This window comes from Pseudomonas sp. PSB11 (assembly GCF_014596605.1).
Taxonomy (GTDB): Bacteria; Pseudomonadota; Gammaproteobacteria; order Pseudomonadales; family Pseudomonadaceae; genus Aquipseudomonas; species Aquipseudomonas umsongensis.
In genome coordinates this window covers 38,637-62,715 of the sequence record NZ_NOIO01000013.1, presented here as the reverse complement: position 1 = coordinate 62,715, position 24,079 = coordinate 38,637, and the positions used below count along the sequence as shown (strand labels likewise).

Annotated in this window: 23 protein-coding genes and 1 pseudogene; 6 read left to right on the top strand and 18 right to left on the bottom strand. The window is 62.1% G+C overall.

The features are described 5' to 3' along the window. Positions 1–144: 144 nt before the first annotated feature. The 14 genes from paaZ to paaF form a co-directional block, all read right to left on the bottom strand. A complete protein-coding gene (paaZ, locus tag CGA21_RS16520) occupies positions 145–2,199 on the bottom strand; it encodes a phenylacetic acid degradation bifunctional protein PaaZ (RefSeq protein WP_188264614.1) in 2,055 nt (684 codons plus the stop codon). A 35-nt stretch (positions 2,200–2,234) separates the two neighbouring features. Continuing rightward, complete coding sequence (locus CGA21_RS16515) at positions 2,235–3,881, bottom strand: cation acetate symporter (protein WP_110749297.1); 1,647 nt, start codon at positions 3,879–3,881, stop codon at positions 2,235–2,237. Further along, positions 3,878–4,186 (bottom strand): DUF485 domain-containing protein, encoded by a 309-nt coding sequence (locus CGA21_RS16510; RefSeq protein WP_110749295.1) that lies wholly within the window; start codon positions 4,184–4,186, stop codon positions 3,878–3,880. Before CGA21_RS16510 ends, CGA21_RS16515 begins: the two co-directional genes overlap by 4 nt. A 147-nt stretch (positions 4,187–4,333) precedes the next feature. Beyond that, the gene (paaE, locus tag CGA21_RS16505) at positions 4,334–5,410 is read right to left on the bottom strand and encodes a 1,2-phenylacetyl-CoA epoxidase subunit PaaE (RefSeq protein WP_188264613.1); all 1,077 of its coding nucleotides are present in this window, start codon (positions 5,408–5,410) and stop codon (positions 4,334–4,336) included. A 31-nt stretch (positions 5,411–5,441) separates the two neighbouring features. Then, the gene (gene paaD / locus CGA21_RS16500) at positions 5,442–5,975 is read right to left on the bottom strand and encodes a 1,2-phenylacetyl-CoA epoxidase subunit PaaD (protein ID WP_188264612.1); all 534 of its coding nucleotides are present in this window, start codon (positions 5,973–5,975) and stop codon (positions 5,442–5,444) included. Continuing rightward, positions 5,962–6,723 carry a 1,2-phenylacetyl-CoA epoxidase subunit PaaC gene (paaC, locus tag CGA21_RS16495; protein WP_188264611.1) on the bottom strand — a complete coding sequence of 254 codons (762 nt, stop codon included), beginning with the start codon at positions 6,721–6,723 and terminating at the stop codon, positions 5,962–5,964. The genes paaD and paaC overlap by 14 nt, the downstream gene beginning before the upstream one ends. 8 nt (positions 6,724–6,731) lie before the next feature. Further along, positions 6,732–7,013, bottom strand: coding sequence for a 1,2-phenylacetyl-CoA epoxidase subunit PaaB (gene paaB / locus CGA21_RS16490; protein ID WP_020795551.1), 282 nt, complete (start codon positions 7,011–7,013; stop codon positions 6,732–6,734). Between the two features lie 152 nt (positions 7,014–7,165). Then, the gene (gene paaA, locus CGA21_RS16485; RefSeq protein ID WP_110749287.1) at positions 7,166–8,155 is read right to left on the bottom strand and encodes a 1,2-phenylacetyl-CoA epoxidase subunit PaaA; all 990 of its coding nucleotides are present in this window, start codon (positions 8,153–8,155) and stop codon (positions 7,166–7,168) included. A gap of 313 nt (positions 8,156–8,468) precedes the next feature. Beyond that, positions 8,469–9,794, bottom strand: coding sequence for a phenylacetate--CoA ligase PaaK (gene paaK / locus CGA21_RS16480; RefSeq protein WP_110749402.1), 1,326 nt, complete (start codon positions 9,792–9,794; stop codon positions 8,469–8,471). 99 nt (positions 9,795–9,893) lie between these two features. Beyond that, positions 9,894–11,105: a 3-oxoadipyl-CoA thiolase gene (pcaF, locus tag CGA21_RS16475; protein WP_110749286.1), complete on the bottom strand. Its 1,212-nt coding sequence runs from the start codon at positions 11,103–11,105 to the stop codon at positions 9,894–9,896. Further along, a complete protein-coding gene (gene paaI, locus CGA21_RS16470) occupies positions 11,098–11,547 on the bottom strand; it encodes a hydroxyphenylacetyl-CoA thioesterase PaaI (RefSeq protein WP_110749284.1) in 450 nt (149 codons plus the stop codon). Before paaI ends, pcaF begins: the two co-directional genes overlap by 8 nt. After that, positions 11,540–13,057 carry a 3-hydroxyacyl-CoA dehydrogenase PaaH gene (gene paaH / locus CGA21_RS16465; RefSeq protein ID WP_188264610.1) on the bottom strand — a complete coding sequence of 506 codons (1,518 nt, stop codon included), beginning with the start codon at positions 13,055–13,057 and terminating at the stop codon, positions 11,540–11,542. The genes paaI and paaH overlap by 8 nt, the downstream gene beginning before the upstream one ends. 3 nt (positions 13,058–13,060) lie before the next feature. After that, the gene (gene paaG, locus CGA21_RS16460) at positions 13,061–13,852 is read right to left on the bottom strand and encodes a 2-(1,2-epoxy-1,2-dihydrophenyl)acetyl-CoA isomerase PaaG (protein ID WP_083349515.1); all 792 of its coding nucleotides are present in this window, start codon (positions 13,850–13,852) and stop codon (positions 13,061–13,063) included. A gap of 42 nt (positions 13,853–13,894) precedes the next feature. Continuing rightward, on the bottom strand, positions 13,895–14,668 hold the full coding sequence (paaF, locus tag CGA21_RS16455) for a 2,3-dehydroadipyl-CoA hydratase PaaF (RefSeq protein ID WP_188264609.1): 774 nt from the start codon (positions 14,666–14,668) through the stop codon (positions 13,895–13,897). Positions 14,669–14,760: 92 nt separating this feature from the next. Here paaF and CGA21_RS16450 point away from each other — a divergent pair, with 92 nt between their 5' ends. The 4 genes from CGA21_RS16450 to feaR all read left to right on the top strand — a co-directional run bounded on the left by CGA21_RS16450 (position 14,761) and on the right by feaR (position 17,704). Beyond that, the gene (locus CGA21_RS16450) at positions 14,761–14,901 is read left to right on the top strand and encodes a hypothetical protein (protein ID WP_188264608.1); all 141 of its coding nucleotides are present in this window, start codon (positions 14,761–14,763) and stop codon (positions 14,899–14,901) included. 116 nt (positions 14,902–15,017) lie between these two features. Next, positions 15,018–15,614: a phenylacetic acid degradation protein PaaY gene (gene paaY / locus CGA21_RS16445; RefSeq protein ID WP_110749278.1), complete on the top strand. Its 597-nt coding sequence runs from the start codon at positions 15,018–15,020 to the stop codon at positions 15,612–15,614. 166 nt (positions 15,615–15,780) lie between these two features. Beyond that, entirely contained in the window at positions 15,781–16,704 is a 924-nt protein-coding gene (gene paaX, locus CGA21_RS16440; protein WP_020795541.1) for a phenylacetic acid degradation operon negative regulatory protein PaaX, read from the top strand. Between the two features lie 85 nt (positions 16,705–16,789). After that, positions 16,790–17,704, top strand: coding sequence for a transcriptional regulator FeaR (feaR, locus tag CGA21_RS16435; RefSeq protein WP_188264607.1), 915 nt, complete (start codon positions 16,790–16,792; stop codon positions 17,702–17,704). A gap of 135 nt (positions 17,705–17,839) precedes the next feature. On the opposite strand, the gene tynA is transcribed toward feaR, so the two are convergent. The 3 genes from tynA to CGA21_RS16420 all read right to left on the bottom strand — a co-directional run bounded on the left by tynA (position 17,840) and on the right by CGA21_RS16420 (position 21,268). Further along, positions 17,840–20,128, bottom strand: a complete 2,289-nt coding sequence (gene tynA, locus CGA21_RS16430; protein WP_188264606.1) for a primary-amine oxidase — start codon at positions 20,126–20,128, stop codon at positions 17,840–17,842. Between the two features lie 148 nt (positions 20,129–20,276). After that, positions 20,277–20,948 carry a DUF3313 domain-containing protein gene (locus CGA21_RS16425; protein WP_188264605.1) on the bottom strand — a complete coding sequence of 224 codons (672 nt, stop codon included), beginning with the start codon at positions 20,946–20,948 and terminating at the stop codon, positions 20,277–20,279. Continuing rightward, positions 20,948–21,268, bottom strand: coding sequence for a hypothetical protein (locus tag CGA21_RS16420; RefSeq protein WP_110749270.1), 321 nt, complete (start codon positions 21,266–21,268; stop codon positions 20,948–20,950). The genes CGA21_RS16425 and CGA21_RS16420 overlap by 1 nt, the downstream gene beginning before the upstream one ends. Before the next feature lie 120 nt (positions 21,269–21,388). Between CGA21_RS16420 and CGA21_RS16415 the strand changes: the two genes are divergently transcribed. Both CGA21_RS16415 and CGA21_RS16410 read left to right on the top strand, forming a co-directional pair. Beyond that, positions 21,389–22,138, top strand: coding sequence for a response regulator (locus CGA21_RS16415; RefSeq protein ID WP_050511638.1), 750 nt, complete (start codon positions 21,389–21,391; stop codon positions 22,136–22,138). Further along, on the top strand, positions 22,135–23,514 hold the full coding sequence (locus CGA21_RS16410; protein WP_411157075.1) for an ATP-binding protein: 1,380 nt from the start codon (positions 22,135–22,137) through the stop codon (positions 23,512–23,514). Before CGA21_RS16415 ends, CGA21_RS16410 begins: the two co-directional genes overlap by 4 nt. A 10-nt stretch (positions 23,515–23,524) precedes the next feature. Here the strand turns inward: CGA21_RS16410 and CGA21_RS16405 are convergent. Continuing rightward, positions 23,525–23,787: pseudogene (locus CGA21_RS16405) on the bottom strand (helix-turn-helix domain-containing protein); the annotation flags it as partial. Positions 23,788–24,079 lie beyond the last annotated feature (292 nt).

Here is a 24,079-nt window from a genome sequence, read left to right as displayed (position 1 = left end):
AACCAACTGTGGGAGCGGGCTTGCTCGCGAAAGCGGTGTGTCAGTCGACATTTTCATTGACTGGTGCTCCGCTTTCGCGAGCAAGCCCGCTCCCACATTTCATCCAGGTTGACCACAAGAGCTGTGGTCAACCAAGAGGCCTGATCAATCCTCGCGTTTTACCACGAGGGTCAGAATGTCATAACTGGCCACCAGCTCGCCGAGCTGGTTGGTCACTTCCACATCCCACGCCACCACCCCTTGCGGAACGCCTTGCGGGCTCTTCTTGCCCTGATCGATCTTGCGTTTGCAGGTCAGGCGCGCCTGGATGGTGTCGCCGATGCCCACCGGGTTGATGAATCGCAGGGTGTCCAGGCCGTAGTTGGCCAGTACCGGGCCGACGCCAGGGGATACAAAGAGCCCGGCCGCCGCCGACAGCACGAAGTAGCCGTGGGCGATGCGCTTGCCGAATTGCGATTCCTTGGCCGCGATGTCGTCGAAGTGCATGTAGAAGTGGTCGCCCGACAGGCAACCGAAGTTCACCAGGTCCGCCTCGGTGACGGTGCGACGGTGGGTCAGCAGCGACTCGCCGATCTGCAGGTCCTGGAAGTAGCGACGGAATGGGTGCACTTCGGTTTCGATGACCTTGGCGCCGCGCACGTATTCACCGGTGACCGCCGCCAGCATGGTCGGCGAGCCTTGTACCGCCGCGCGTTGCAGGTAGTGTTTCACCGCGCGCAGGCCACCGAGTTCTTCACCGCCACCGGCACGACCCGGGCCGCCGTGCTTGAGTTGCGGCAGGGGCGAGCCGTGGCCGGTGGATTCACCGGCGCAGTTGCGGTCCAGTACCAGCAGACGACCGTGCAGGGCAGCGGCCACCGGAATTGCTTTGGCGGCGATTTGCGGGTCCTTGGTCACCAGGCTGGCCACCAGGCTGCCCTTGCCGCGTGCGGCCAGGGCCAGTGCTTCGTCCAGATCGTCATAAACCATCAGGGTGCTGACCGGCCCGAACGCTTCGATGTCGTGGGCGCCACCTTCGGCGTGCGGATCGCGGGCCTGCAACAGGGTCGGGGCGAAGAACGCGCCCTTGTCGACGTTCGCGCCGCGCGGTTCGAAACCGTCGCGGGCGCCGAACAGCAGGTCGCTGTTCTGCAACAGCATTTCCAGGCGCTCGGCCACGTCTTTCTGCTGATCGTGGGACGCCAGCGCACCCATGCGCACGCCTTCCACCGACGGGTCGCCGACCACCACTTTGGCCAGGCGATCACGCAAGCGCGTGGCGACTGCATCGATGTGCTTGGCCGGCACGATGGCGCGACGGATGGCGGTGCATTTCTGCCCGGCCTTGGTGGTCATTTCATGGGCGACTTCCTTGATGAACAGCTCGAACTCTTCATCGTCCGGGGTGACGTCCGGGGCGAGGATCGCGCAGTTCAGCGAGTCGGCTTCGGCGGTGAACGGCACCGAGTTGCGGATCAGGTTCGGGTTGACCCGCAGCTTGGCCGCGGTGTCGGCGGAACCGGTGAAGGTCACCACGTCCTGGCCTTGCAGGCGGTCGAGCAGGTCGCCGGTACCACCGATGATCAATTGCAGGCTGCCCGCCGGGAGCAGCCCGGATTCGTCCATCAGGCGCACCACGGCTTCGGTCAGGTAGCTGGTGGCGCTGGCTGGCTTGACGATGCACGGCATGCCGGCGAGGAAGCTCGGGGCGAATTTTTCCAGCATGCCCCAGATCGGGAAGTTAAAGGCGTTGATGTGCACCGCGACACCGCCGCGTGGCACCAGGATGTGGGTGCCGGCGAAGGTGCCCATCTTGCTCAGTTGCAGCGCCGGGCCTTCGTGGACGACGTTGCCCGACGGCAGTTCACGCGAGCCAAGGCTGGCGTAGGTGAACAGCGTGCTGTTGCCGCCTTCGATGTCGATCCAGCTGTCGGCACGGGTCGCGCCGCTGTGGTGGGAAATCGCGTAGAGCTGTTCCTTGCGTTCGGCCAGGTACAGGGCCAGGGCCTTGAGACGCTGGGCGCGTTGCTGGAAGTCCAGCGCCATCAGGCCGCTGACGCCTTGGCGGCGGCCGTGTTCGATGGCTTCGGCGAAGTCCGGACGCTCTTCATGGGTGCGTGCGATTTCATGGCCGTCGATGGCACTGCGCAGGATTTGCGCGCCTTGTTGGCCGATCCAGCGGCCGGCGATGAAACTTTGCAGGGTAGGGGCGTGGGACATTGCAAATGCTCCGGGTTTGGTCATCAAGTCAAGAATTAGTGTTGGCTGGCGCCAGACGCGCCGATGCCGGTCATGGAACGAATGAACTGCGCCAGGTAACGGCCGCGCTCAAGGGCGGCACGTGGCGAACGGTCGGTGACGGAAAACAGCCAGGCGCTGAAAAAGGCCAGGCTCATGGAAAACAGTGCCGGGTTGGAATAGGGGAACAGTGCCTGGTCGTGATGCAGCACGTTGACCCATACCGCCGGGCTCAACACCAGCAAGACGATTGCCGACACCAGCCCCATCAGGCTGCCGCTGACCGCGCCACGGGTAGTCAGGCCTTTCCAGTACATCGAAAGGAACAGCACCGGGAAATTCACCGAGGCCGCGATGGCCAGAACCAGCCCGGACAGGAAGGCGATGTTTTGCGATTCGAACAGCAGGCCAAGGATGATCGCCAGCACACCGATGCACAGGGTGGCGATTCGCGATACGCGCATTTCCTGCTGCTCGCTGGCCTGGCCCTTGCGCATCACGCAGGCATACAGGTCGTGGGACACCGCCGAGGCGCCGGACAGCGCCAGCCCGGCAACCACCGCGAGGATGGTGGCGAAGGCGACCGCCGAAATGAAACCGAGGAACAGGTTGCCGCCGACCGCCTGGGCCAAATGCACGGCGACCATGTTGCCGCCGCCGATGATCGCGCCGCTGGCATCGCGGTACGCCGGATCGGTGCCGACCATGACGATCGCGCCGAAGCCGACGATGATCAGCAGCAAGTAGAAGTAGCCGATGAAACCGGTGGCGTAGAACACGCTTTTACGCGCTTCCCTGGCATCGCTGACGGTGAAGAAACGCATCAGGATATGCGGCAGGCCGGCGGTGCCGAAGATCATGCCCAGCCCCAGGGAAATGGCATCGACCGGATTGGACAGCAAGGCGCCGGGGGCCATGATCGCGCTGCCCTTGGCGTGTACGGCGGTGGCACCGGCGAACATCGCTTCGGTGCTGAAACCGAAATGCTTGAGCACCATGAACGCCATGAAGCTGGTACCGAACAGCAGCATCACCGCCTTGATGATTTGCACCCAGGTGGTAGCGAGCATGCCGCCGAAGGTGACATAGAACACCATCAGCACGCCGACCAGCATCACCGCGTAGAGGTAGTCGATGCCGAACAGCAATTCGATCAGCTTGCCGGCGCCGACCATCTGCGCCACCAGGTACATCAGCGCCACAGTCAGGGTGCCGAAGGCCGAAGTCAGGCGCACGGGCGTCTGTTCCAGTCGATAGGAGACCACGTCGGCGAAGGTGTATTTACCGAGGTTGCGCAGGCGTTCGGCGATCAGGAACAGGATGATCGGCCAGCCGGCCAGGACGCCCAATGCATAGAGCAAGCCGTCGTACCCATTGAGGAACATCATCGCGGAAATGCCGAGGAATGACGCTGCCGAGATCATGTCGCCGGCAATCGCCAGGCCGTTCTGGAAGCCGGTCATGCCGCCGCCAGCGGTGTAGAAGTCACTGGCCGAGCGGGTGCGCAACGCGGCCCAGCGCGTTACGCCGAGGGTGAACAGGACGAACAGCATGAACATGCCGATGGCGTTCCAGTTCAGTGGACGGGAAGCGCCCTCGGCGGCCACCGCAAGATCGGTGATCAGTGCCAGCGGCAGCAGGAACAACGCGAGAGGACGGCTCATCGGGCGCACTCCTGCTTGAGCTTTTCATTCAGCGGATCGATCACGTTGTTGGCGCGATAGACATAGAAACCGGTCAAGGCAAAGGCCAGCACCACGATCACCACGCCCACCAGCATGCCCACGGTGGTCACGCCGCCGCTCAGGGACTGGCCGAGTGTGGAGGGGGAGAACGCCACCAGCAGGACAAAGCCGAAATAGATCACCAGCATGATCAGCGACAGGGACCAGTACAGCGCCTGCTTGCGGCGTACCAGCTGGAGGAAGTCGGGGTGCTGGTGGATGAGTTCTATGTCTTGGGGTGTCATGGGTAGCGTCCTTTTTTTGTTTTTTTGGGTGAACACGGTTTTTCCCCTGTAGGAGCCGGCTTGCTGGCGATGGCGGCGTGATGTTCACTGGTGATCTCAAGGGCCTCATCGCCAGCAAGCCGGCTCCTACAAGGGTTGTGGTGATCTTCAGAGCTGATCGAAATCCAGCACCACCTTGTCGCTGATCGGGAAGGCCTGGCACGACAGCACATAGCCGGCGGCCACTTCGTAGTCTTCCAGGGCGTGGTTGCTGTCCATTTCCACTTCGCCTTCGATGACCTTGCACTTGCACGTCGAGCACACGCCGGCCTTGCACGAGTAGGGCAGTTCGGCGCCCTGGGCGTTGCCGGCATCGAGGATGCTCTGGCTGTTGCGCGGCAGGTCGAAGGCCAGGGCACGGCCATCGCTGATCACAGTGATCTGGCTGACCGCTGCATCGACCTGGCGGGCGGCTTCGCGGGCCTGGCGTTTCTGCTGGCTGCCAGCGGCGGCGAACAGTTCGAAATGAATGCGCTCAGGCGCCATGCCCTTGGCCTTGAGGCTGTCGCGCACGGTCTCGGTCATGTCCTGCGGGCCGCAGATGAAGGCGGCATCGAGGGCTTTGACATCGAGCCAGCGGCTGAACAGCTGCTCGCATTTCTCGGCGTTGATCCGGCCGTTGTACAGGTCGACATCCTGCTGCTCGCGGCTGAACACGAAGATCAGGTTCAGGCGTTGCAGGTAGCGATTCTTCAAGTCTTCAAGCTGTTCGCGAAACAGTGCACCGGAGCTGGAGCGGTTGCCGTAGAGCAGGGTGACGCGGCTGTGGGGCTCGGTTTCCAGGGTGGTCTTGATGATCGACAGGATCGGCGTGATACCGCTGCCGGCGGCGACGGCCAGGTAGTTGCCGTGGCGCGCAGGATCGAGCTCCACGCTGAAATGCCCGGCGGGAGGCATGACGTCGAGGCTGTGCCCGGCCTTGAGCTGTTCGTTGGCAAACGCGGAAAAACGACCGCCTGCCACGCGCTTGATAGCAACCCGCAGTTCACCGTCGTTGACGCCGGTGCAGATCGAGTAGGAGCGGCGCACTTCCTCGCCGTCCAGCTGGGTGCGCATCACCAGGTGCTGGCCCTGGGTGTAATGAAAGCTGTCCTGCAGGTACTGCGGAATCTCGAAGGCGATGGACACCGCGTCACGGGTCTCGGTGCGCACATCCTTGATGGTCAGGCTGTGAAATTTGCTCATTGTTGTTCTCCAGCTGGACGGCGCACGCCGCTCAGATGCACTTGAAATAGTCGAACGGTTCCCGGCACTCGATGCAGCGATACAGCGCCTTGCAGGCGGTGGAGCCAAACTCGCTGAGCACTTCGGTGTGGACGCTGCCGCATTGCGGGCAGGCGATCACCGGGCTCTCACCGAGCAGGCTGCGTTTGCTGGTGCTGCCTTCAGGTGGTGCGATGCCGTAGGCGCGCAGGCGTTCGCGGCCGCTGTCGGTGATCCAGTCGGTAGTCCAGGCCGGGGTCAACCGGCGTTCCAGGTTCGGTGCCTGGAAGCCGGCCTGTTCCAGCGCCTGGCGGATATCACCCTCAATCACTTCGGTGGCGGGGCAGCCGGAGTAGGTCGGGGTGACCACCACGTGCAAATGCCCGGCCTGCCAGTCGAGATCGCGGACGATCCCCAGGTCCACCACGCTGACCACTGGCACTTCCGGGTCCATGACCTGCGACAGGATCGCCCAGGCGGCGGTTAAGTCGCTCGGTTGTACCGGCCGGGCGCCCTGGTCGCTGGCGATCAATTCACCAGGTTGCATCGGGGTACGCTCGTGGCAGGAACTGCATTTCGGCCAGCAGAATGCCCAGGTGCTCGGTGTGCAGGCCCTTGCGCGCATTCAGGTAGAAATAGCTCGGTGCTGCCGGCACGGGCAGGGTGGCGCTGGCGAAAATGTCGTTGACCTTGGCTTGCCACTGCGCCGCCACGCTGGCGATGTCCGGGGTGATGCCGGCTTCGCACAGGCGCTGTTCGCTGTCATCGGCGGCGATCAATTCAACGGTAAACCGCCAGACCTCGGGAATCGCCGCGAGCATGCGCTGGTGGCTTTCCTCGGTGCCGTCGCCCAGGCGCTCGACCCACTCGCCGGAGCGGCGCAGGTGATAGGTGACTTCCTTCACCGCTTTGGCGGCGATCCCGGCAATGCGCTCATCGCTGGACTGGCTCAGGCCCTGGAGGACCGGCAGGTGCCAGGCGTCATACAGGAACTGCTTGAGGATGGTTACCGCGTAATCGCCGTTAGGTTGTTCCACCAGCAGCAGGTTGCGATAGGCGCGCTCGCCGCGGCGGAACGCCAGGTCGTCGGCGTCGCGGCCGTCGTCCAGCAACTCGGCGGCATAGTCCAGCCAGTTGCGCGCCTGGCCCACCAAGTCGAGGCCGACGTTCATCAGTGCCAGCTCTTCTTCCAGCGCCGGGGCCTTGCCGCACCACTGGCACAGGCGCTGGCCCTGGATCAGGGCGCTGTCGCCCAGGCGCAGCAGGTATTCGATCAGATCGGTCTTGTTATTCATGGTCGACCTCACATGTGCCCGACTTCGGCTGGCAGCTCGTAGAAGCTGGCATGGCGGTAAACCTTGTCGTCCGATGGATCGAAAAGCGGGTCTTTCTCATCCGGCGACGACGCGGTGATCAGCTTTGAGGGTACGACCCACAGGCTCACGCCTTCGCTACGACGGGTGTACAGCTCGCGGGCGTTCTCGATCGCCATGGTGGTGTCGGCGGCATGCACGCTGCCGACGTGCTTGTGGTTGAGGCCGTGCTTGCTGCGCACGAAGACTTCGAAGAGGGTCCACTCGGACATTTCAGTTACTCCACATCTGTTCGGTTTTTTGCTGACGGGGCTGAAGATCAAAAGATCGCAGCCTTCGGCAGCTCCTACATGGGATCACCGGCTCCTGTAGGAGCTGGCGCAGCCTGCGATCTTTTGGCGGCATGGAAGCCGCCGAAGATCAATCAAGCGGCGTTCTTGTTTTGTTTTTTGCGGGCGTGGGCGACGGCGGCTTCACGAACCCACGCGCCGTCTTCAATCGCCTTGCGGCGGGTAGCGACGCGTTCGGTGTTGCACGGGCCGTTGCCCTTGAGCACTTCGTAGAATTCGTCCCACTGGATCTCGCCGAAATCGTAGTGGCCGCGTTCGGCGTTCCACTTCAAGTCCGGGTCGGGGCAGGTGCAGCCCAGCAGTTCCAGCTGCGGGATGGTCTGGTCGATGAAGCGCTGGCGCAGTTCGTCGTTGCTCTGGCGCTTGATTTTCCAGGCCATGGATTGCGCGCTGTTTGGCGAGTGTTCGTCGCTTGGGCCGAACATCATCAGCGACGGCCACCACAGGCGGTTGATCGCGTCCTGGACCATGTCCTTTTGCGCCTGAGTGCCGTGACGCATCATGGTCAGGAGGATTTCGTAGCCCTGGCGCTGGTGGAAACTCTCTTCCTTGCAGATACGGATCATCGCCCGGGAGTAGGGGCCGTAGGAGGTGCGCTGCAGCACCACCTGGTTGACGATCGCCGCGCCATCCACCAGCCAGCCCACCGCGCCCATGTCGGCCCAGTTCAGCGTCGGGTAATTGAAGATGCTCGAGTACTTGGCCTTGCCGCTGTGCAGCTTGGCGATCTCTTCATCTCGGTCGGCCCCCAGGGTTTCCATGGCGCTGTACAGGTACAGGCCGTGACCGGCTTCGTCCTGGATCTTGGCCATCAATTGCAATTTGCGTTTGAGGCTTGGCGCACGGGTGACCCAGTTGCCTTCCGGGAGCATGCCGACGATTTCCGAGTGGGCGTGCTGGGAAATCTGCCGGATCAGGGTTTGCCGGTAGGCATCTGGCATCCAGTTCTTGGCTTCGATCTTGATTTCTGAATCGATTTTTTCCTGGAAGGCACGCTCCTCATCGGACATCTCCGAGAGGTCTTTGATGCGCTTTACGCCTGTTTCTACGAGCTGTGCGTACATGGGGGTCTCCCGCCGTGAATCTGTTCGAGGGCATGGAGAACTTTATAAGCGATACAGAAACTAATATCAAACAGAAAATGACGTGTCGCATTTTTTTTGTATCGCTTTGGGATGAGTGGTGGTTTCGGGGCAGCTTTTGTGGCGAGGGGATTTATCCCCGTTGGACTGCGCAGCAGTCCCATTCTCCTGGGCCGCTGCGCGACCAACGGGGATAAATCCCCTCGCCACAGAGGCTCGCTCCCACAGGTGCATGCAGGGCGGTGAAGGGGCAAAAAAAAGCCCCGCATCAGCGGGGCTCAAAGGGGTGCAGCAGTCATGCTTTAGGGCGTTTGTCCACGACGTGGCAGGCCTTGCCCTCGGATCGCTTGATCGAATGGAAAGGCTGCAGGACGATTCGCGAACTGATCCCGATGTACGTCTTGATGTGTTTGCCGAGCTCCCCGCAAACAGCCTTCTGCTGTTCTTCGCTCAGGTGCTGGTGCTCGGCCTTGAGCTCCACGTGCACATCAACGCTGTCCAGGTTGCCATTGCGATACAGATGGATCTCATAGCACTCGGAAAGCTGTTTGACTTTCAGTACCTGCTCCTCGATCTGCGTGGGGAACACGTTGACCCCGCGGATGATCAGCATGTCATCGCTGCGTCCGGTGATCTTGTCGATCCGCCGCATCGGCCGCGCAGTGCCCGGCAGCAGGCGCGTCAGGTCGCGGGTGCGGTAGCGGATCATCGGCAGCGCTTCTTTGCTCAGGGACGTGAACACCAGTTCGCCCATCTGCCCGTCCGGCAGCACTTCGCCGGTGACCGGGTCGATGATTTCCGGGTAGAAGTGGTCTTCCCAGATGGTCGGGCCGTCCTTGGTCTCGGCGCATTCCATGGCGACACCGGGCCCCATGATTTCCGAGAGGCCGTAGATGTCGAGCGCGGTGATGCCCAGGCGCTGCTCGATGGCACTGCGCAGCTCGGCGGTCCATGGCTCGGCACCGAAGATGCCCAGGCGCAGGGCCAGTTTGTGCGGGTCGATTCCCTGGCGCTCGATCTCGTCGGCGATGTTGAGCATGTAGGACGGCGTGACCATGATGATGTCCGGCTGGAAGTCCTTGATCAGCTGCACTTGTTTTTCGGTCTGGCCGCCGGACATCGGGATCACCGTGCAACCCAGGCGTTCGGCACCGTAGTGTGCACCGAGGCCGCCGGTGAACAGTCCGTAGCCGTAGGAAATGTGCACCTTGTCGCCACGCCGGCCACCCGCCGCGCGGATCGAGCGCGCCACCACGTTGGCCCAGGTGTCGATGTCGTTCTGGGTGTAGCCGACCACGGTCGGCTTGCCGGTGGTGCCGCTGGACGCGTGCAGGCGCACGATGTCATGCATCGGCACGGCAAACATGCCGTAGGGGTAGTTGTCGCGCAGGTCGGACTTGGTGGTGAAGGGGAATTTCGCCAGGTCGTCGAGGGACTTGATGTCGTCCGGGTGCACGCCCAGGGCATCGAAACGCTGACGGTATAGCGGCACATTGTTGTAGGCGTGGTTCAGGCTCCAGCGCAGGCGCTCCAGCTGATGCTGGCGCAGCTCGTCGATGCTGGCGGTTTCCAGCGGGTCCAGCACGGGATCTAGCACGGCTTGGGCAATTGGCATGTTCATGTGTTCACTCGAATTGTTTTTGTGTTCCAGCCCCTGCATGCAGGGGCTTTGAGTGCATGCCCCAAGGATACCTCTCGGCTCCCCGGGAATCGCGATTCTTTATTGGGATAGACGCTCGATGATCAGCGCGATCCCTTGGCCCACGCCGATGCACATGGTGCACAGGGCGTAGCGGCCATTGCGCTCCTCCAGTTCATGCAGGGCGGTGGTCACCAGGCGTGCGCCGCTCATGCCCAACGGGTGGCCCAAGGCGATGGCGCCGCCGTTGGGGTTGACCCGCGGGTCGGTGTCGCTCAGGCCCAGTTCGCGCAGGACGGCCAGGCCCTGGGCGGCAAAGGCTTCGTTGAGCTCGATCACGTCCATGTCCGCCAGGCTCAGGTTTGCAACCTCCAGCACCTTACGGGTGGCCGGAACCGGGCCGATACCCATGATGCGCGGCTCGACGCCCGCGGTCGCCATCGCCACCACCCGGCCACGAGCGGTCAGGCCATGACGCTTGGCCACTTCGGGGCTGGCCAGCAGCAGCGCGCAGGCACCGTCGTTGACGCCCGAGGCATTGCCGGCGGTGATGCTGCCGCCTTCACGGAACGGCGTGCCCAGTTTGGCCAACTGCTCAAGGGTGGTGTCGCCGCGTGGGTGCTCGTCGTGCTCGACCACTTTGGCCGGGCCTTTGCGCTGGGGAATTTGCACCGCGACGATTTCTTTCGCCAGGCGTCCGTTGGCCTGGGCAGCGGCGGCGCGTTGTTGGCTGCGCAGGGCGAAGGCGTCCTGATCGGCCCGGGAGATATTGAACTGTTCGGCAACGTTTTCTGCCGTTTCCGGCATGGAGTCGATTCCGTACGTCTTTTTCATCAGCGGATTGACGAAACGCCAGCCGATGGTGGTGTCGAAGATTTCGGCCGCACGGGAAAACGCCTGTTCGGCCTTGCCCATCACCAGTGGAGCGCGGGACATCGATTCAACGCCGCCGACCAGCATCAACCCGGTTTCGCCACTGCGAATCGCCCGCGCCGCGGTGCCGACCGCATCCAGCCCGGAGCCGCACAGGCGATTGAGGGTGGTGCCGGGTACGCTGACCGGCAACCCAGCCAGCAGTGCCGACATGCGTGCGACGTTGCGGTTGTCTTCGCCGGCCTGGTTGGCGCAGCCGTAGATCACATCGTCCACCGTGTTCCAGTCCACTTGCGGGTGACGGCGCAGCAGTTCGCGCAGCGGCACCGCGCCGAGGTCGTCGGCGCGCACGCTGCTCAGCACTCCGGCGTAGCGGCCGATCGGGGTGCGAACGGCGTCGATGATCAGGGCGTCATTCATTGGGGGTCTCCTGCGCCAGCACCGGGCCGCGCACTTTGTAGGACTTGCCGTGGAACAGGGCGATCAACTGGCCCTGCTGGTTTTCAATGCGTACGTCGTAGTTGCCGGTGCGCCCGGAGCGGCTTTGCTCGATGCAGTCGGCGTTGAGCGTATCGCCCAGGCGCGCCGGGGCGATGTAGTCGATGCTGCAGCCGATGGCCACGGTGGCTTCGTTGTAGCTGTTGCAGGCAAAGGCAAAGGCCGAGTCGGCGAGGGCGAACAGGTAGCCGCCGTGGCAGGTGCCGTGGCCCTGGACCATGTCTTCGCGCACGGTCATGCCCACGCGAGCGGTGCCGGGGCCGGCGGACAGCAGGCGCATGCCCATGGCCTGGCTGGCGTTGTCGCGCTGGAACAACGCTTGCGCGCAGGCGCTGGCCAGGTTCATCGCTTCGTGGTTAGTCATGGAAGTTTCTCCCTTCGGCTACGCGGCGGCGCAGCAGCAGCGATGGCCGGTAGCGTTCTTCGCCATAAGCGGCTTGCAGGTTGTCCAGCGTCTTGAGGATGTGCGGCAGACCCACGGCATCGGCCCAGGCCAGCGGACCTTGGGGATAATTGACCCCGGCGCGCATCGCAAGATCGATGTCGGCGGCCGAGGCCACGCCTTGCAACAAGGCGTCGGCGGCCTCGTTGGCGAGCATCGCCACGGTGCGCAGGACAGCGAGGGCCGGGCTGTCGCTGAGCAGGCTGACCTTGAGCCCGGCCCGTTGCAGCAGGGCAATGCCTTGTTCGAGTGCCTGCGGATCAATGCCGGCTGCATGGCTGATAGCGATACGTTGGGCCTTGGCATAGTCGAACGCCAGATCCAGCAGAATCAGGTTACGCAACCCGTCTTCCCGGGCTCGCTGACACGCCATGCGTCCGTCGCTCAGGGCCAGCACGGCATCACCCACGCGCAGCAAACCGCGGCCATCTCGCTGGAGGACTTCAACGCCTTGCGCTTGCAGACGCACGAGCAGGCCTTGGGCGAACCCCAGGTCACCTTCGGCAACGCAAACATCGACGGTCGCCGCACTGCTGATTTCAGCCGCTTGCGGGCGCTCGGCGCCTTGGGCGTAAGCGTAGAAACCCTGTCCGCTCTTGCGCCCCAGTCGTCCACCGTCTACCAACTCTTTCTGGATCAGCGACGGCTGGAAGCGCGTGTCCTGGTAATAGGCATCGAACACTGAGCAAGTCACGGCGTAGTTAACGTCATGGCCGATCAGGTCGGTGAGCTCGAAGGCGCCCATGGCAAAGCCGCCGGCCTCGCGCATCAGCGCATCCAGGGTGGGGCAATCGGCGGCGCCTTCCTGCAGCAGGCGCAGGCTTTCGGCGTAGTACGGCCGGGCCACGCGGTTGACGATGAAACCCGGCGTGGAGCGGGTGTGCACCGGTTTTTTGCCCCAGGCCTTGGCGGTGTCGTACAGGCATTCGGCCAAAGCCGGATCGCTGGCCAGGCCCGAGACGATTTCCACCAGCGCCATGACGGGTGCCGGGTTGAAGAAGTGCAGGCCGAGCAGGCGTTGCGGGCGTTGCAGCTGCGCGGCAATGCTGGTGATCGACAGCGACGAAGTGTTGCTCGCCAGGATGCATTGCGCGCTGCAGATGCCTTCCAGCTGGCGGAACAGCGCGCGCTTGACCTCGAGGTTCTCGACGATGGCCTCGATGATCAAATCGCAATCGGCCAGGGTTTCGATGGCTTCCACGGCCTGCAGACGGGCGATGGTTGCGCTGCGCGACTCGGCGGACAGCTTGCCGTTCTCGACCCGTTTGCCCAGTTGCCGGTCGATGCCTTCAATGGCCTGGGCCGCAGTGCCGGGGCGATTGTCCAGCAGCAACACCGGATGCCCGGCCTGTGCGGCTACCTGGGCAATGCCGGCGCCCATGGCGCCGGCGCCGATCACGGCGATGCGTGCAGAGGTGTTCAATGCGCTCATGACTCAACGTCCCTTGAAGCTTGGGGTGCGTTTTTCCATGAAGGCGCCCACGCCTTCGCGATAGTCCTCGCTGCGCCCGGCCAGGCGTTGCAGGTCGCGCTCCAGCTCCAGCTGTTCATCGAAGCTGTTGCTCATGCTGGCGTTCAGGCTGCGTTTGATCAGCGCCAGGCCGTAGGTCGGCTGGGTGGCCAGGTGTTGTGCCAGTTTCAATGCTTCATCGCGCAGTTCGGCGTCTTCCACACAGCGGTAGATCAGCCCCCATTGTTCGGCCTGTTCAGCGCTCAGGCGATTGCCGAGCAGGGCCAGTGCCTTGGCGCGGGCCATGCCGACCAGGCGCGGCAGGGTCCAGGTTCCCCCGGAATCAGGGATCAGGCCGATCTTGCAGAAGGCCTGGATGAAGCTGGCCGAACGCGCTGCCAGCACCAGGTCGCAAGCGAGTGGGATGTTGGCGCCAGCACCAGCGGCCACGCCGTTGACCGCGCAAATCACCGGCATCGGCAAGTCACGCAGTTGGCGGATCAGCGGGTTGTAGAACTTCTCGATGGACTCGCCCAGGTCCGGCGCGGCACTGCCCGGCGCGACATTGCGGTCGCTCAGGTCTTGCCCTGCGCAGAAGCCACGGCCTTCGCCGGTCAGCAGTAGCACGCGCACGTCGGGGTTTTGCCGCACCTGCTTGAGCGCCTCCTTCACTTCGCCATGCATCTGGGTGTTGAAGCTGTTGAGCTGATCCGGGCGATTGAGGCTGAGCAGGGCGACGCCGGCCTCGATGGAAAACAGGATGTGTTCGAAGTTCATGGTCTTGGCGCTCTCGTGGAATTCGTAAGGCGGGTAACCGGGTTACTGGCCGGTGAAAGTCGGTGTGCGTTTTTCCTGGAAGGCGGCAATGCCTTCGTCGCGGTCGCGGGTGCCGGCCAGCACGGTGAAGGCATGGCGCTCGAAGCGCAGGCCGCTGGCGAGGTCGGTGTCCATGGCCTTGAGTAGCGCTTCCTTGGCCAGGCGTACCGCCAGCGGTGCCTTGGCGGCGATCTGGCGGGCAACCTGCAGAGCGCGATCGACGGTGAATTCAGGCTGGGTGACTTCGCTGACCAGCCCGGCGCGCTGGGCCTGTCGAGCGTCGATCGGCTCGCCGGTCAGGACCATCTGCATGGCCATGGATTTGCCGACGGCGCGCAGCAGGCGTTGGGTGCCGCCCGCGCCGGGCATGATCCCGAGGTTGATTTCCGGCTGGCCGAAGCGCGCGTCTTCGCCGGCAATGATGATGTCGGCGTGCATGGCCAGTTCGCAGCCACCGCCGAGGGCGAAGCCGTTGACGGCGGCGATCAGCGGTTTGTTGAAGCGGGTGATGGCTTGCCATGAGGCCTGGCGCGGGTCATCGAGGATGCCGACCAGGTCGCGCTCGGCCATTTCCTTGATGTCGGCACCGGCGGCGAAGGCTTTGCGGTTGCCGGTCATGACCACGGCGCGGGTCTCGGGGTCGGCTTGGGCGATGCTCAACTCATCCGCCAGCTCACCCAGCAACTGGGTGTTCAGGGCGTTCAGCGCTTGTGGGCGCTGCAGGGTAATCAGGCGTACGCCAGGCTCGATGAATTCGACGGCAAGGGTTTGAGGCATGGCGGATGCCCTCACGGTGAACGCTCGGCGCTGAGGCCGGCTTGTTATTGGATCGACCGCAGGGGCCGGTTTTGCCGGAGTATACCTATAACGTGATACGTAAAATCAACATAAAAAACGATTTAATGTGTCCTATTGTCGGATTTGTGATTTCCAAAGGTGGTGTGAATGAAGCAGGCTATTACGCTATGAGTATTGATTTTATTGGTGTTGTCGAGGGTTGTGGCGGTTGAAATGCACCCCGTTGGAACGCCGCCATCAAGTGATACGCTTTTTAATCTTTGTGCTGGTAAAAGCGATGTGATACAAAATAAGTCAATATATGCATCGCTTTGCCAAGGAACCTGCCATGACCTGCTACAGCCTTGATGGCCTGACCCCGGTGGTTGACCCGAGCGCCTATGTGCATCCGTCCGCCGTGTTGATCGGTGACGTGATCATCGGCCCCCACTGTTATGTAGGGCCGCTGGCCAGCCTGCGCGGTGATTTCGGGCGGATCGTGCTGGAGGAGGGTGCCAACATTCAGGACACCTGCGTGATGCATGGTTTCCCCGACAGCGACACCGTGGTCGAGCGCAATGGCCACATCGGCCACGGTGCCGTGCTGCACGGTTGCCGGATCGGCGCCGATGCGCTGGTGGGGATGAATGCGGTGGTGATGGACAACGCACGCATCGGCCCGCGGTCCTTCGTATCGGCGGCGGCCTTCGTCAAGGCCGGCTTCGAATGCCCCGAGCAATCATTGGTCATGGGCGCGCCGGCGAGTGTCAAACGCATGCTTAGCGATCAGGAAGTGGCGTGGAAGCAGGCCGGTACTCGTGAGTATCAGGAGCTGGCCAAGCGTTGCCTCACACAGATGCAGGTGTGCGAGCCGCTGGCGGAGCCGGAGCCGGATCGGCCGCGAATCAGCGACCGTGGCCTTCGACCGAAAGGCAATACCTTGTGAACACAACCTTTGTGGGAGCGAGCCTGCTCGCGAATGCGGTCTGACCTCCAATATTGATGGTGACTGGTACACCGCTTTCGCGAGCAGGCTCGCTCCCACAAGGGGAGCTGCGATTAACAGGCAGGTTTTCGGTATATTCCTTTTCTTTTTTCAGCCCGGTACGCCCATGTCGTCCCTGATACCCTTGAACCATCTGATTACACGCTTTCAAGAGCAGACACCGATCCGTGCCAGTTCCTTGATCATCACCCTGTACGGTGATGCCATCGAACCCCACGGCGGGACCGTCTGGCTGGGCAGCCTGATCCAGTTGCTCGAACCGATCGGCATCAACGAGCGGCTGATCCGTACCTCGATTTTTCGCCTGACCAAGGAAGGCTGGCTGACCGCCGAGAAGGTGGGGCGTCGTAGTTACTACAGCCTGACCGGCACCGGTCGCCGGCGTTTCGACAAGGCGTTCAAACGGGTCTACAGCACCAGCATGCCGGCCTGGGATGGTTCCTGGTGCCTGGTGATGCTGTCGCAACTGACCCAGGACAAGCGCAAGCAAGTGCGCGAAGAACTGGAATGGCAAGGTTTTGGTGCGATTTCGCCGGTGGTGCTGGCCTGTCCGCGCAGCGATCGCACGGATGTCAACGCGACGCTGCTGGACCTCGGCGCCCAGGAAGAAACCATCGTCTTCGAAACCACCGCTCAAGACGTACTCGCCTCCAAGGCCCTGCGCCTGCAGGTGCGCGAGAGCTGGAACATCGAGGAGCTGGCGACCCACTACAGCGAATTCATCCAGCTGTTCCGGCCGCTGTGGCAAGCCCTGCGCGAACAGGAAAACCTGCAGCCAGCCGACTGCTTCCTGGCGCGGATCCTGCTTATTCACGAATACCGCAAACTGCTGCTGCGCGACCCGCAATTGCCGGACGAGTTGTTGCCCGGCGACTGGGAAGGGCGAGCAGCCCGGCAGTTGTGCCGCAACATTTACCGTTTGATCTACGCCAAGGCCGAGGAATGGCTGAACAGTGCACTGGAAACCGCCGACGGACCGCTACCGGATGTAGGCGAGAGTTTTTATCGACGGTTTGGCGGGCTGAAATAGCCCGTCGACGGTCAGGGAGAGTCGCTGTTCAGGAGAACCTGTTGATTGACGTAGACAATAAAAATAAGCCTGCGTGAGGCCCGACATGATTTCTACAACCGCACAGCGCCAGGATGGGTTCGATCAGTGGATCCACCAGATCAACCAGATCTGTGGCGCCTTCAACGCCCAACCCCTGGGAACCGGCTTTGCCGGGCAGATTCGCGAACACCGCAGCGATGCCCTCAAGCTCAGCTTCGTCGATGCTTGCCAGGCGCGGCTGTACCGCACGCCGCAGGAAGTCGCGGCGGGCGAGGACGGTAAGTACTTTGCGGTGTTTCAGCTCGATGGCACCGCGGGCATGGCCCAGGGCGACGACAGGGTCCAGCTGTCCGCCGGGGACATCACGTTGATCGATGCTGCGCGGCCCAGCGACTTCACCTACAGCGAAAACTCCCGCCAATTGTCGCTGATCCTGCCGTACCAACTGGTGGAGCAGACGCTGCGCTTCAACCCGGTCAAGTGCGGCCATCGGATTGCCGCGACATCGCCCATCGCCATGCTTTCGCACCGCTTGATCATCGATGCCACGCGCCAGCAGAACCTCAGTCGCCAGGAAAGCGAGGCGACCCTGGAGGCCATTGTCAGCCTGCTGCGCCCGGCCATCAGCCAGGGCGACGATTGCACGGATCCGCACGAGCGCACCTTCCGCAAGACCTTGAGCGTCATCGACCAGCACATCCGCTGCGAAGAGCTGTGCCCGGAATGGCTGGCGCGGGAAGTCGGCATGTCGACCCGTGGGTTGTACCGGATGTTCGCCAAGAAAGGCCTGGTGGTGGCGCGCTACATCAAGAACCGTCGGTTGGACCTGTGTGCCGAAACCCTGCGTCAATCGGGCAAGGAGCAGAAGTTGTCGGTGCTGGGGTACTCCTGGGGTTTTTCCGATTCGAGCTATTTTTCCACGGCATTCAAATCTCGCTTCGGCATTGCGCCGGGGGAATATCGCAAGCGGCATGCGTGATTTCCATTGAGCAACACATAACCCCTGTGGGAGCGGGCTTGCTCGCGAAAGCGGTGTGTCATCAACATTAATGTCGACTGACACGACGCCTTCGCGAGCAAGCCCGCTCCCACAGGGAGCATGTGCATTGCCTGGTTATTTCGGGGCGTTGAGATTCAGCGTCGGCGTTTCATCGAAGAAGTTCCACGGCTTCAGCAGGACATGCACCCACTCGGTCGGCATGATCGGCCATTCTTCGGCCCGGGCGATGTGGGTGGTGCCGGTGGTCAGCCAGACCACGTCGTCGGTGTTCTCGATGGAATGGTTATCCTGGGTGAATTGCCCCAGTCCCGAGTCCTTGTCCGAGCGGTTCGGGTATTTGCCTTCCGGGTACTTTTCCTCAGGGTTGTATTGCGTCACCCACAGCTGCTTGTCCATGAAGCTCAGGCGGTGGTACAGCCATTCGTCCGTGCCGAAGTTGGCGCCCTTGGCCACCGGGTGCGTGCCGCCGGCATAGGGAATCAGTTGGTACGACACCGCGTTGCCGACCTTGTTTTCCTTGCTCAAGTTGCTCAGCAGCCGCACGGTCGAGGGGTCGAATTTCTGCGCGGCCTTTTGTTCGGTGCTGACCACGCGGGTTTCGGTCTGCATGGTGCTGGTGCGCGGCCCGCCACGGTCGTTGGGCAGCACCACCGGGTTCACTTCCACCAGCGAGTTGCTCTCGCCGTCGACGTCCATGTCCAGGCGGAAGTTATAGATGTGCTGGTGCGTGGTGCCGACGATGTTGTGGTCGAGCAGGGTGCCGTAGCGCGTGTCTTCCTTGGCGGTTTCTTCGTGCATGGTTTTGGATTTCACACCCTTGACGGCTTCGATGCCGGTGGCGCCGGCGTCGATGCCGATGGTGCCGTTCTGCTGGAAGACCCAGTCGAAGATGTAGTCATAGTTGCCGACGGTACTGATCCAGCGCACCACCAGCTCACGCCGTTCGGTGCTGAGGTTGGGCTGGCCCATTTCCTGGTGTTTGTATTCCGGGCCGGCATAGCGCTCGAACACCGCCATGGCGCGCGGAATCGACGTCGGTGCGCCGGTGTAGTCGGCGATGGTGGCGTCCAGCAGCACGGCGTTTTCCGGGGCGTCTTTGCCACGGGCGATAGGCGAGGTGAGGGTGCCCATGCCGTAGTCGCCGGAATCCAGGTATGCCTTGAAGTACCAGCCCACATCCGGGTCGCCGTAAGGCACGATCATCCCGCCCAGAGAGCCTTCGTACATGATCTTGCGCTTCTTGCCCTTGTCGTCGTAGGTGACCGTGGACAGGATCGGGCCGACCCGCGAATCGAGGCGAACGTGGAAGTCCCAGTTCTGCCAGTGAATGCTATTGCCGGTGATGGTGTAGTTCTTGCCTTCGGGTTCGATGATTTCCAGCGGCTTGACCGCCACGCCCTTGCGCCCGCGTCCGTCGTAGGGCGTCGGTTTCATCGGGACCGGAACCAGCGCTTCGTCTTCGATCTTGATCAGTTTTTTCTGCTCCAGATCGACAATCGCCACCAGGCCCTCGATCGGATGCGCCCAGTAGTTGCCGTCATCGACATTGAGGTAGCTGACGATCTTCAGCAGGCGCTTGTCCTGGGCCAGCCCGTCCTTGCCGTCGAAGTATCCGACGGTCAGCGGCGTGGCGACGACTTTCTTCACATCGTTGATGCCGCGCTTGGCCAGGGCTTGTGCGTATTCGGGGCTGGTTTCGACAGCGGTTTGCACCGTGGCGAAATCATCCAGCAGCACCATGCCATGGGCGCCTTCGATGGGCTTCCAGGATTGCAACGCCTTGCTGTCGAGATCCACCAGCGCTTCGATCACGTGCTTGCCGTCCAGCACGACGATATTGGCCTGGCGCGGCTGGGTCACGTTTTGCCCGGTGTAGATGAAGTTCCACACCTGATCCTTCGGCGGCGCCTTGACCGAGACTTCGGTGAAGCGAAAACCTGGCTTGTAATGTTCCGATTGCTTGACGATGTCCACCGCCGCGGTGATTTCGTCCGCACTCAGGGGGTTGAGCGGGTTGGGTCGGGTCTCCACGACAAAGGTCGTGTCCAGGCCGGACTGGAACACCTGGTTGATGAAGTCCTTGGACATGAAGGCGGTCTTGCCCTTGAACACCACGGGCACCGTCAGCTCCATGCGCTTGCCGTTGAGCATGGCTACTTTGCTATCCGGCTTGACCTTGAGGTAGACACCGTCCTTGGCAATGGTGAACAGGTTCGAGTAGTCGTCCCATTTGACCGTGGCGCCAAATTCCTCAAGGCCTGCCTGCAGCGGCACCATTTCGGCTTGGCCGCCGTGGGCCTGGGCATTGCCCACGCACATGGGCAGGCCGAGGACGCTCAGGGAGATGGCCAGGGCGAGCCGGGCAAGCGGTGATCTTTTTGGCAGTGCTTTGGCGCTGGACATGGGTGCATTCCTGGGGAAAAGCCGGTGACTGGCATGCTTGCACTTTGCTACATCCCGTCGAAACCTGCATTTGGATTCCTGCCAGATTGCTTTGACTGCCTGCCTGAATCAATTTTCCCCATTGGATCCCGATTGGCAAGCAGCCTTTTTATTTACGCATCGCCAGATACGACTTGCGCAGGTCGCTGGCCCAGCCGTCGAGCACGCCCTTGATGTTTGCCGTGGTGATGACCTGCTTGTCGTTCTCCAGCGGTATCCCCGTGCCCACGCGCACCACTTTGGCGACAAGGGTCCTGGTCTCGCCATCGAGAAAAGCGACCTCGGTGGCAATTTCGCTGTCCTGGTCGCGGATCCCGGTGGCGGTGCTGACGCCTGCTGCAACCAGGGTGATCGGTAGCCATTCGTAATAGCGCAGGCCCTGGGTGCTGGCGCTCACTCGGGTGATTGCCGGTCGCACGATCAGGGTCTTGGGCCCCGGGGTGGTGACCACGGTCAAGACCTTGCCCAGCTCAAACTTGAGCACCGCATCGTAGTACCAGGTCGTGTCGCCGAGCGTGGTCTGGGGAAGGCGCTCGCTGGGTTTGGGCTGCGGGTAGTACTGGCTCGGTTCGATATAAACCTGGGTGTAGCGGTCGAGCTCAAGTTTGGGGTTTACCCAGCTCAGCACCGGTTGGCCTGAAGGTGACTGGTGCTCGGTCAGGGCGCTGTAGTCGTTCAGAAAGCCTGAATAGCTGTCGGGGGATGCGACTTTTTTGTTGCTGCACGCCGAGAGGACGAGGGTTACAGCGGCCAATAGCGGCAGCGAGAAGCGCTTTCTCATCAAGGGGTTCCTGATTGGAGGGTGGACCCTGGCAGGTCTTCCGAGCATTCGATACGCAGATCGCCGTTGGCCATGATCCACTGGGTAAACTCGGCAATCGGCACGCGGTGGATGTATTCCACCCAGTTGCTGGTGGTTGGGCTGTAGCGCTCGAAATAGCGGCGCAGCACGACCTGGGTTCGATCGTCGGTCAGGCCCAGGCACGATTGCTGGAATAGAATCGGCTCGTCTTGCCCTGGCGCACTGGTGCGCTGGTTGAGGATCACCGTGTGAGCGCTGTCGGTTGTCTCGGTTGCGTAGGTGCTGTTCGAACCCTGCATGGAAGACCTCGTGAGTTGGAATTCGCGCAGGGTGCCGCAAGTGGGTTGCGACCGTATGTCCGATTGATGTCATGCAAGTAGAAATGTTGCTGGATTGAAATATATGACCCTGGCACCGGAATGGTTTTAGATACGCTCTTTTTTGGCCGTGGATCCCCGAACGTGAGCAGACTGCTGATCGTCGACGACGATGTGGAAATCCTGTCCCTGCTGAAACAGTTTTTTGTTCAGCATGCCTATGAGGTGGACTTGGCCACCCATGGTGAGGCCATGTGGGCGATGATCGAAAAGAACCGCCCGGACATCATCATCCTGGACCTGATGCTACCCGGCGAAGGTGGCCTGAGCCTCTGCCAGAAACTGCGGGCACGGACGGATATTGCGATCGTCATGTTGACCGCGATGGGTGAACTGAGCGACCGCATTGTCGGCCTGGAACTGGGCGCCGACGATTACCTGACCAAGCCATTCGATCCTCGGGAGCTGCTTGCCAGGCTGCGTGCCGTGCAACGTCGCGCCGGCGAGAAAAGCCCGGGGCTCGAGCCCTCGCGTCCGATCATCACATTCGCCGATTGGCACCTGGACATCACTTGTCGTGAATTGCGTTCGCCCGAGGGCGTGATGATTCCGTTGTCCGCGGGCGAGTTCGATCTGCTGCGGGTTTTTCTCGAGCATCCACAGCGCATTCTTACCCGGGAACAGCTGATCGACCTGGCGCGTGGCCAGGGGCACGATGCCTATGACCGCAGCATCGATGTGCAGGTCAGTCGGCTGCGACGCAAGATCGAGCCGGACAGCAAGCGCCCGGATCTGATTCGCACAGTACGTAACGGCGGGTATATGTTCTGCGCCAAGGTGACCCGCTCATGATCCGCCGCCTGGTCGCTCGAATGGTTCCGCGAATAGTCCCTCGCGATACCCTCAGGTCGCGCATTGCGCTGACAATCGTCGCGGCGATGCTCGCGTCCCTGGCCCTCAACGGCTTGTTCGTGCAGCTCGCCGGCACCTGGGGCCGTCCGCCCATTGAGCGCACCGGCCTGCTCGAGCAAATGGCCGCGAATGTTCGGGTGATCGAGGCAGCGCCTGTGCCGTTGCGCTCGTCGTTGGCCTCTGCCGCCAGCCATCCGATGCTTGAGGTGGTTTGGCACGAACGGCGGGCCGACTTCCATCTGCCGCCGGGCGGTATGCAGGTGGGGCACGAGCATTCGCCGCTGCAGCAATTGCTGGGGGATGTTCCTCGCGATATTCGAGTCTTCAACCCCGGCGACTGGCCGGACGAAAGCCCCCAGGCGCACTACGTGGCACTGGTTGAGCTGCGCGATGGCAGCTGGCTGTCGTTCACCCCGCCGGAACGCAGCTGGGGGCTCGACTCCAGCGTACGGATTGCGATCATCATCGCCCTGGGGCTGGTGGCTACCCTGCTGGTCGCCTGGATTGCCACGCGACAATTGGCCAGTCCGCTGCAACGTTTTGCCAGCGCTGCACGGCGCTTTGGCGATGACCTGCGCGCGCCGGCGATCAAGATCGAAGGCCCCCATGAAATACGCCAGGCCACCATTGCCTTCAACACCATGCAGGCGCAGATCCGGCACTTTCTCAGCGAGCGTACGCAGATGCTCGCGGCCATCTCCCACGACTTGCGCGCGCCCCTGACCCGGATGCGTCTGCGCAGCGAATTCATGGACGACCTGGAGCAGCAGCGCAAAATGGTGCGCGACATCGAAGAAATGCAAACGATGATCAACGCGGCGCTGGGTTTTTTCCGTGATGAAAGCCAAGGGGAGCACGCCACGGCATTCGACCTTTCGGAATTGCTGCAAACGATCGTCGATGACTTTCGCGACCAGGACATCGTCGTCCACTTCACGGGTCCCGCTCACCTGGTGTACGACGGCCGCCCGCTCGGGATCAAACGTGTGATCGTCAACCTGCTGGAAAACGCCGTGAAATATGCACATGAACCGGCAATCGAGCTAAGGCATGAAGGGCGAATGGTCTGCATCGAAGTGAGTGACGAGGGCCCCGGCATACCCGAGTCCGCCCTCGAACAGGTGTTCGATCCCTTCTACCGTCTGGAGACCTCACGCAACCGGGATACCGGTGGCGTGGGGCTGGGATTGTCTGCTGCGCGGGCGATCGTTCGAGAGCAGGGTGGGGAGCTGACACTGCGCAATCGCAAAGGCGCTGGGCTGGTGGCGCGTGTGGAACTGCCGGGTACTGGCAGCGCAAAGGCGATCGGGCGTTAGTCGGCGATTTTCAACGTGTTCTAAACATCTCGCGGATCAGGTTGGGTGTGCTGCCGGTCCAGCGCTTGAAGGCGCGACGAAAGTTCGCGCGTCGTTGAATCTCCGGTAATCCGCCACTTCTTCTTTACTGAATCCCTTGAACTGATACAGGTCGAACGCCACGTGCTTGCGGGCCAAATCCACCTGTTGAAATCCGGTGTCGTGTTTTTGCAGTTTGCGCTTGAAGGTGGCGGGGCTCATCGCGAAGGCCTGGGGCGACCTGGCCAGCGATGGCTGAAACGTCGGGCCTGCGCAGTCACCGGCGCCATTCACACCCCATGAATATCCCCTTACCCGACAGACATCCGAGACTCAGTGGTCGTCGACGCTCTAGGGCTTGAGGTTTTCTCATGCGTCGTCAACCTGTGCCGAAAATTCAAAGCAGGTGTGCTTTTCTAGCTATATCCATCAAATCTTGTCGAGCCGTAATCTTAGGCACGGCGGTTTTCCAACGCTTTTTGTGTCTGGCAACCACCTGCAAACCCGACGATACGCGTGCTCTGCTCTGATCATCAGTCGGGACAAT

Bases quoted from the DNA above. Each gene is read 5' to 3' on its own strand.
- paaD (WP_188264612.1), bottom strand. From the start codon at position 5,975: ATGCAACCTGGTGAATTGATCGCCAGCGACCAGGGCGCCCGGCCGGTA.
- CGA21_RS16510 (WP_110749295.1), bottom strand. From the start codon at position 4,186: ATGACACCCCAAGACATAGAACTCATCCACCAGCACCCCGACTTCCTC.
- paaB (WP_020795551.1), bottom strand. From the start codon at position 7,013: ATGTCCGAGTGGACCCTCTTCGAAGTCTTCGTGCGCAGCAAGCACGGC.
- CGA21_RS16515 (WP_110749297.1), bottom strand. From the start codon at position 3,881: ATGAGCCGTCCTCTCGCGTTGTTCCTGCTGCCGCTGGCACTGATCACC.
- CGA21_RS16410 (WP_411157075.1), top strand. From the start codon at position 22,135: ATGATCCGCCGCCTGGTCGCTCGAATGGTTCCGCGAATAGTCCCTCGC.
- paaX (WP_020795541.1), top strand. From the start codon at position 15,781: ATGTCGTCCCTGATACCCTTGAACCATCTGATTACACGCTTTCAAGAG.
- paaF (WP_188264609.1), bottom strand. From the start codon at position 14,668: ATGCCTCAAACCCTTGCCGTCGAATTCATCGAGCCTGGCGTACGCCTG.
- tynA (WP_188264606.1), bottom strand. From the start codon at position 20,128: ATGTCCAGCGCCAAAGCACTGCCAAAAAGATCACCGCTTGCCCGGCTC.
- pcaF (WP_110749286.1), bottom strand. From the start codon at position 11,105: ATGAATGACGCCCTGATCATCGACGCCGTTCGCACCCCGATCGGCCGC.
- paaH (WP_188264610.1), bottom strand. From the start codon at position 13,057: ATGAGCGCATTGAACACCTCTGCACGCATCGCCGTGATCGGCGCCGGC.
- CGA21_RS16415 (WP_050511638.1), top strand. From the start codon at position 21,389: ATGGTTTTAGATACGCTCTTTTTTGGCCGTGGATCCCCGAACGTGAGC.
- paaG (WP_083349515.1), bottom strand. From the start codon at position 13,852: ATGAACTTCGAACACATCCTGTTTTCCATCGAGGCCGGCGTCGCCCTG.
- paaC (WP_188264611.1), bottom strand. From the start codon at position 6,723: ATGAATAACAAGACCGATCTGATCGAATACCTGCTGCGCCTGGGCGAC.
- paaK (WP_110749402.1), bottom strand. From the start codon at position 9,794: ATGAACATGCCAATTGCCCAAGCCGTGCTAGATCCCGTGCTGGACCCG.
- feaR (WP_188264607.1), top strand. From the start codon at position 16,790: ATGATTTCTACAACCGCACAGCGCCAGGATGGGTTCGATCAGTGGATC.
- paaI (WP_110749284.1), bottom strand. From the start codon at position 11,547: ATGACTAACCACGAAGCGATGAACCTGGCCAGCGCCTGCGCGCAAGCG.
- paaA (WP_110749287.1), bottom strand. From the start codon at position 8,155: ATGTACGCACAGCTCGTAGAAACAGGCGTAAAGCGCATCAAAGACCTC.
- paaE (WP_188264613.1), bottom strand. From the start codon at position 5,410: ATGAGCAAATTTCACAGCCTGACCATCAAGGATGTGCGCACCGAGACC.
- CGA21_RS16420 (WP_110749270.1), bottom strand. From the start codon at position 21,268: ATGCAGGGTTCGAACAGCACCTACGCAACCGAGACAACCGACAGCGCT.
- paaY (WP_110749278.1), top strand. From the start codon at position 15,018: ATGACCTGCTACAGCCTTGATGGCCTGACCCCGGTGGTTGACCCGAGC.
- paaZ (WP_188264614.1), bottom strand. From the start codon at position 2,199: ATGTCCCACGCCCCTACCCTGCAAAGTTTCATCGCCGGCCGCTGGATC.
- CGA21_RS16425 (WP_188264605.1), bottom strand. From the start codon at position 20,948: ATGAGAAAGCGCTTCTCGCTGCCGCTATTGGCCGCTGTAACCCTCGTC.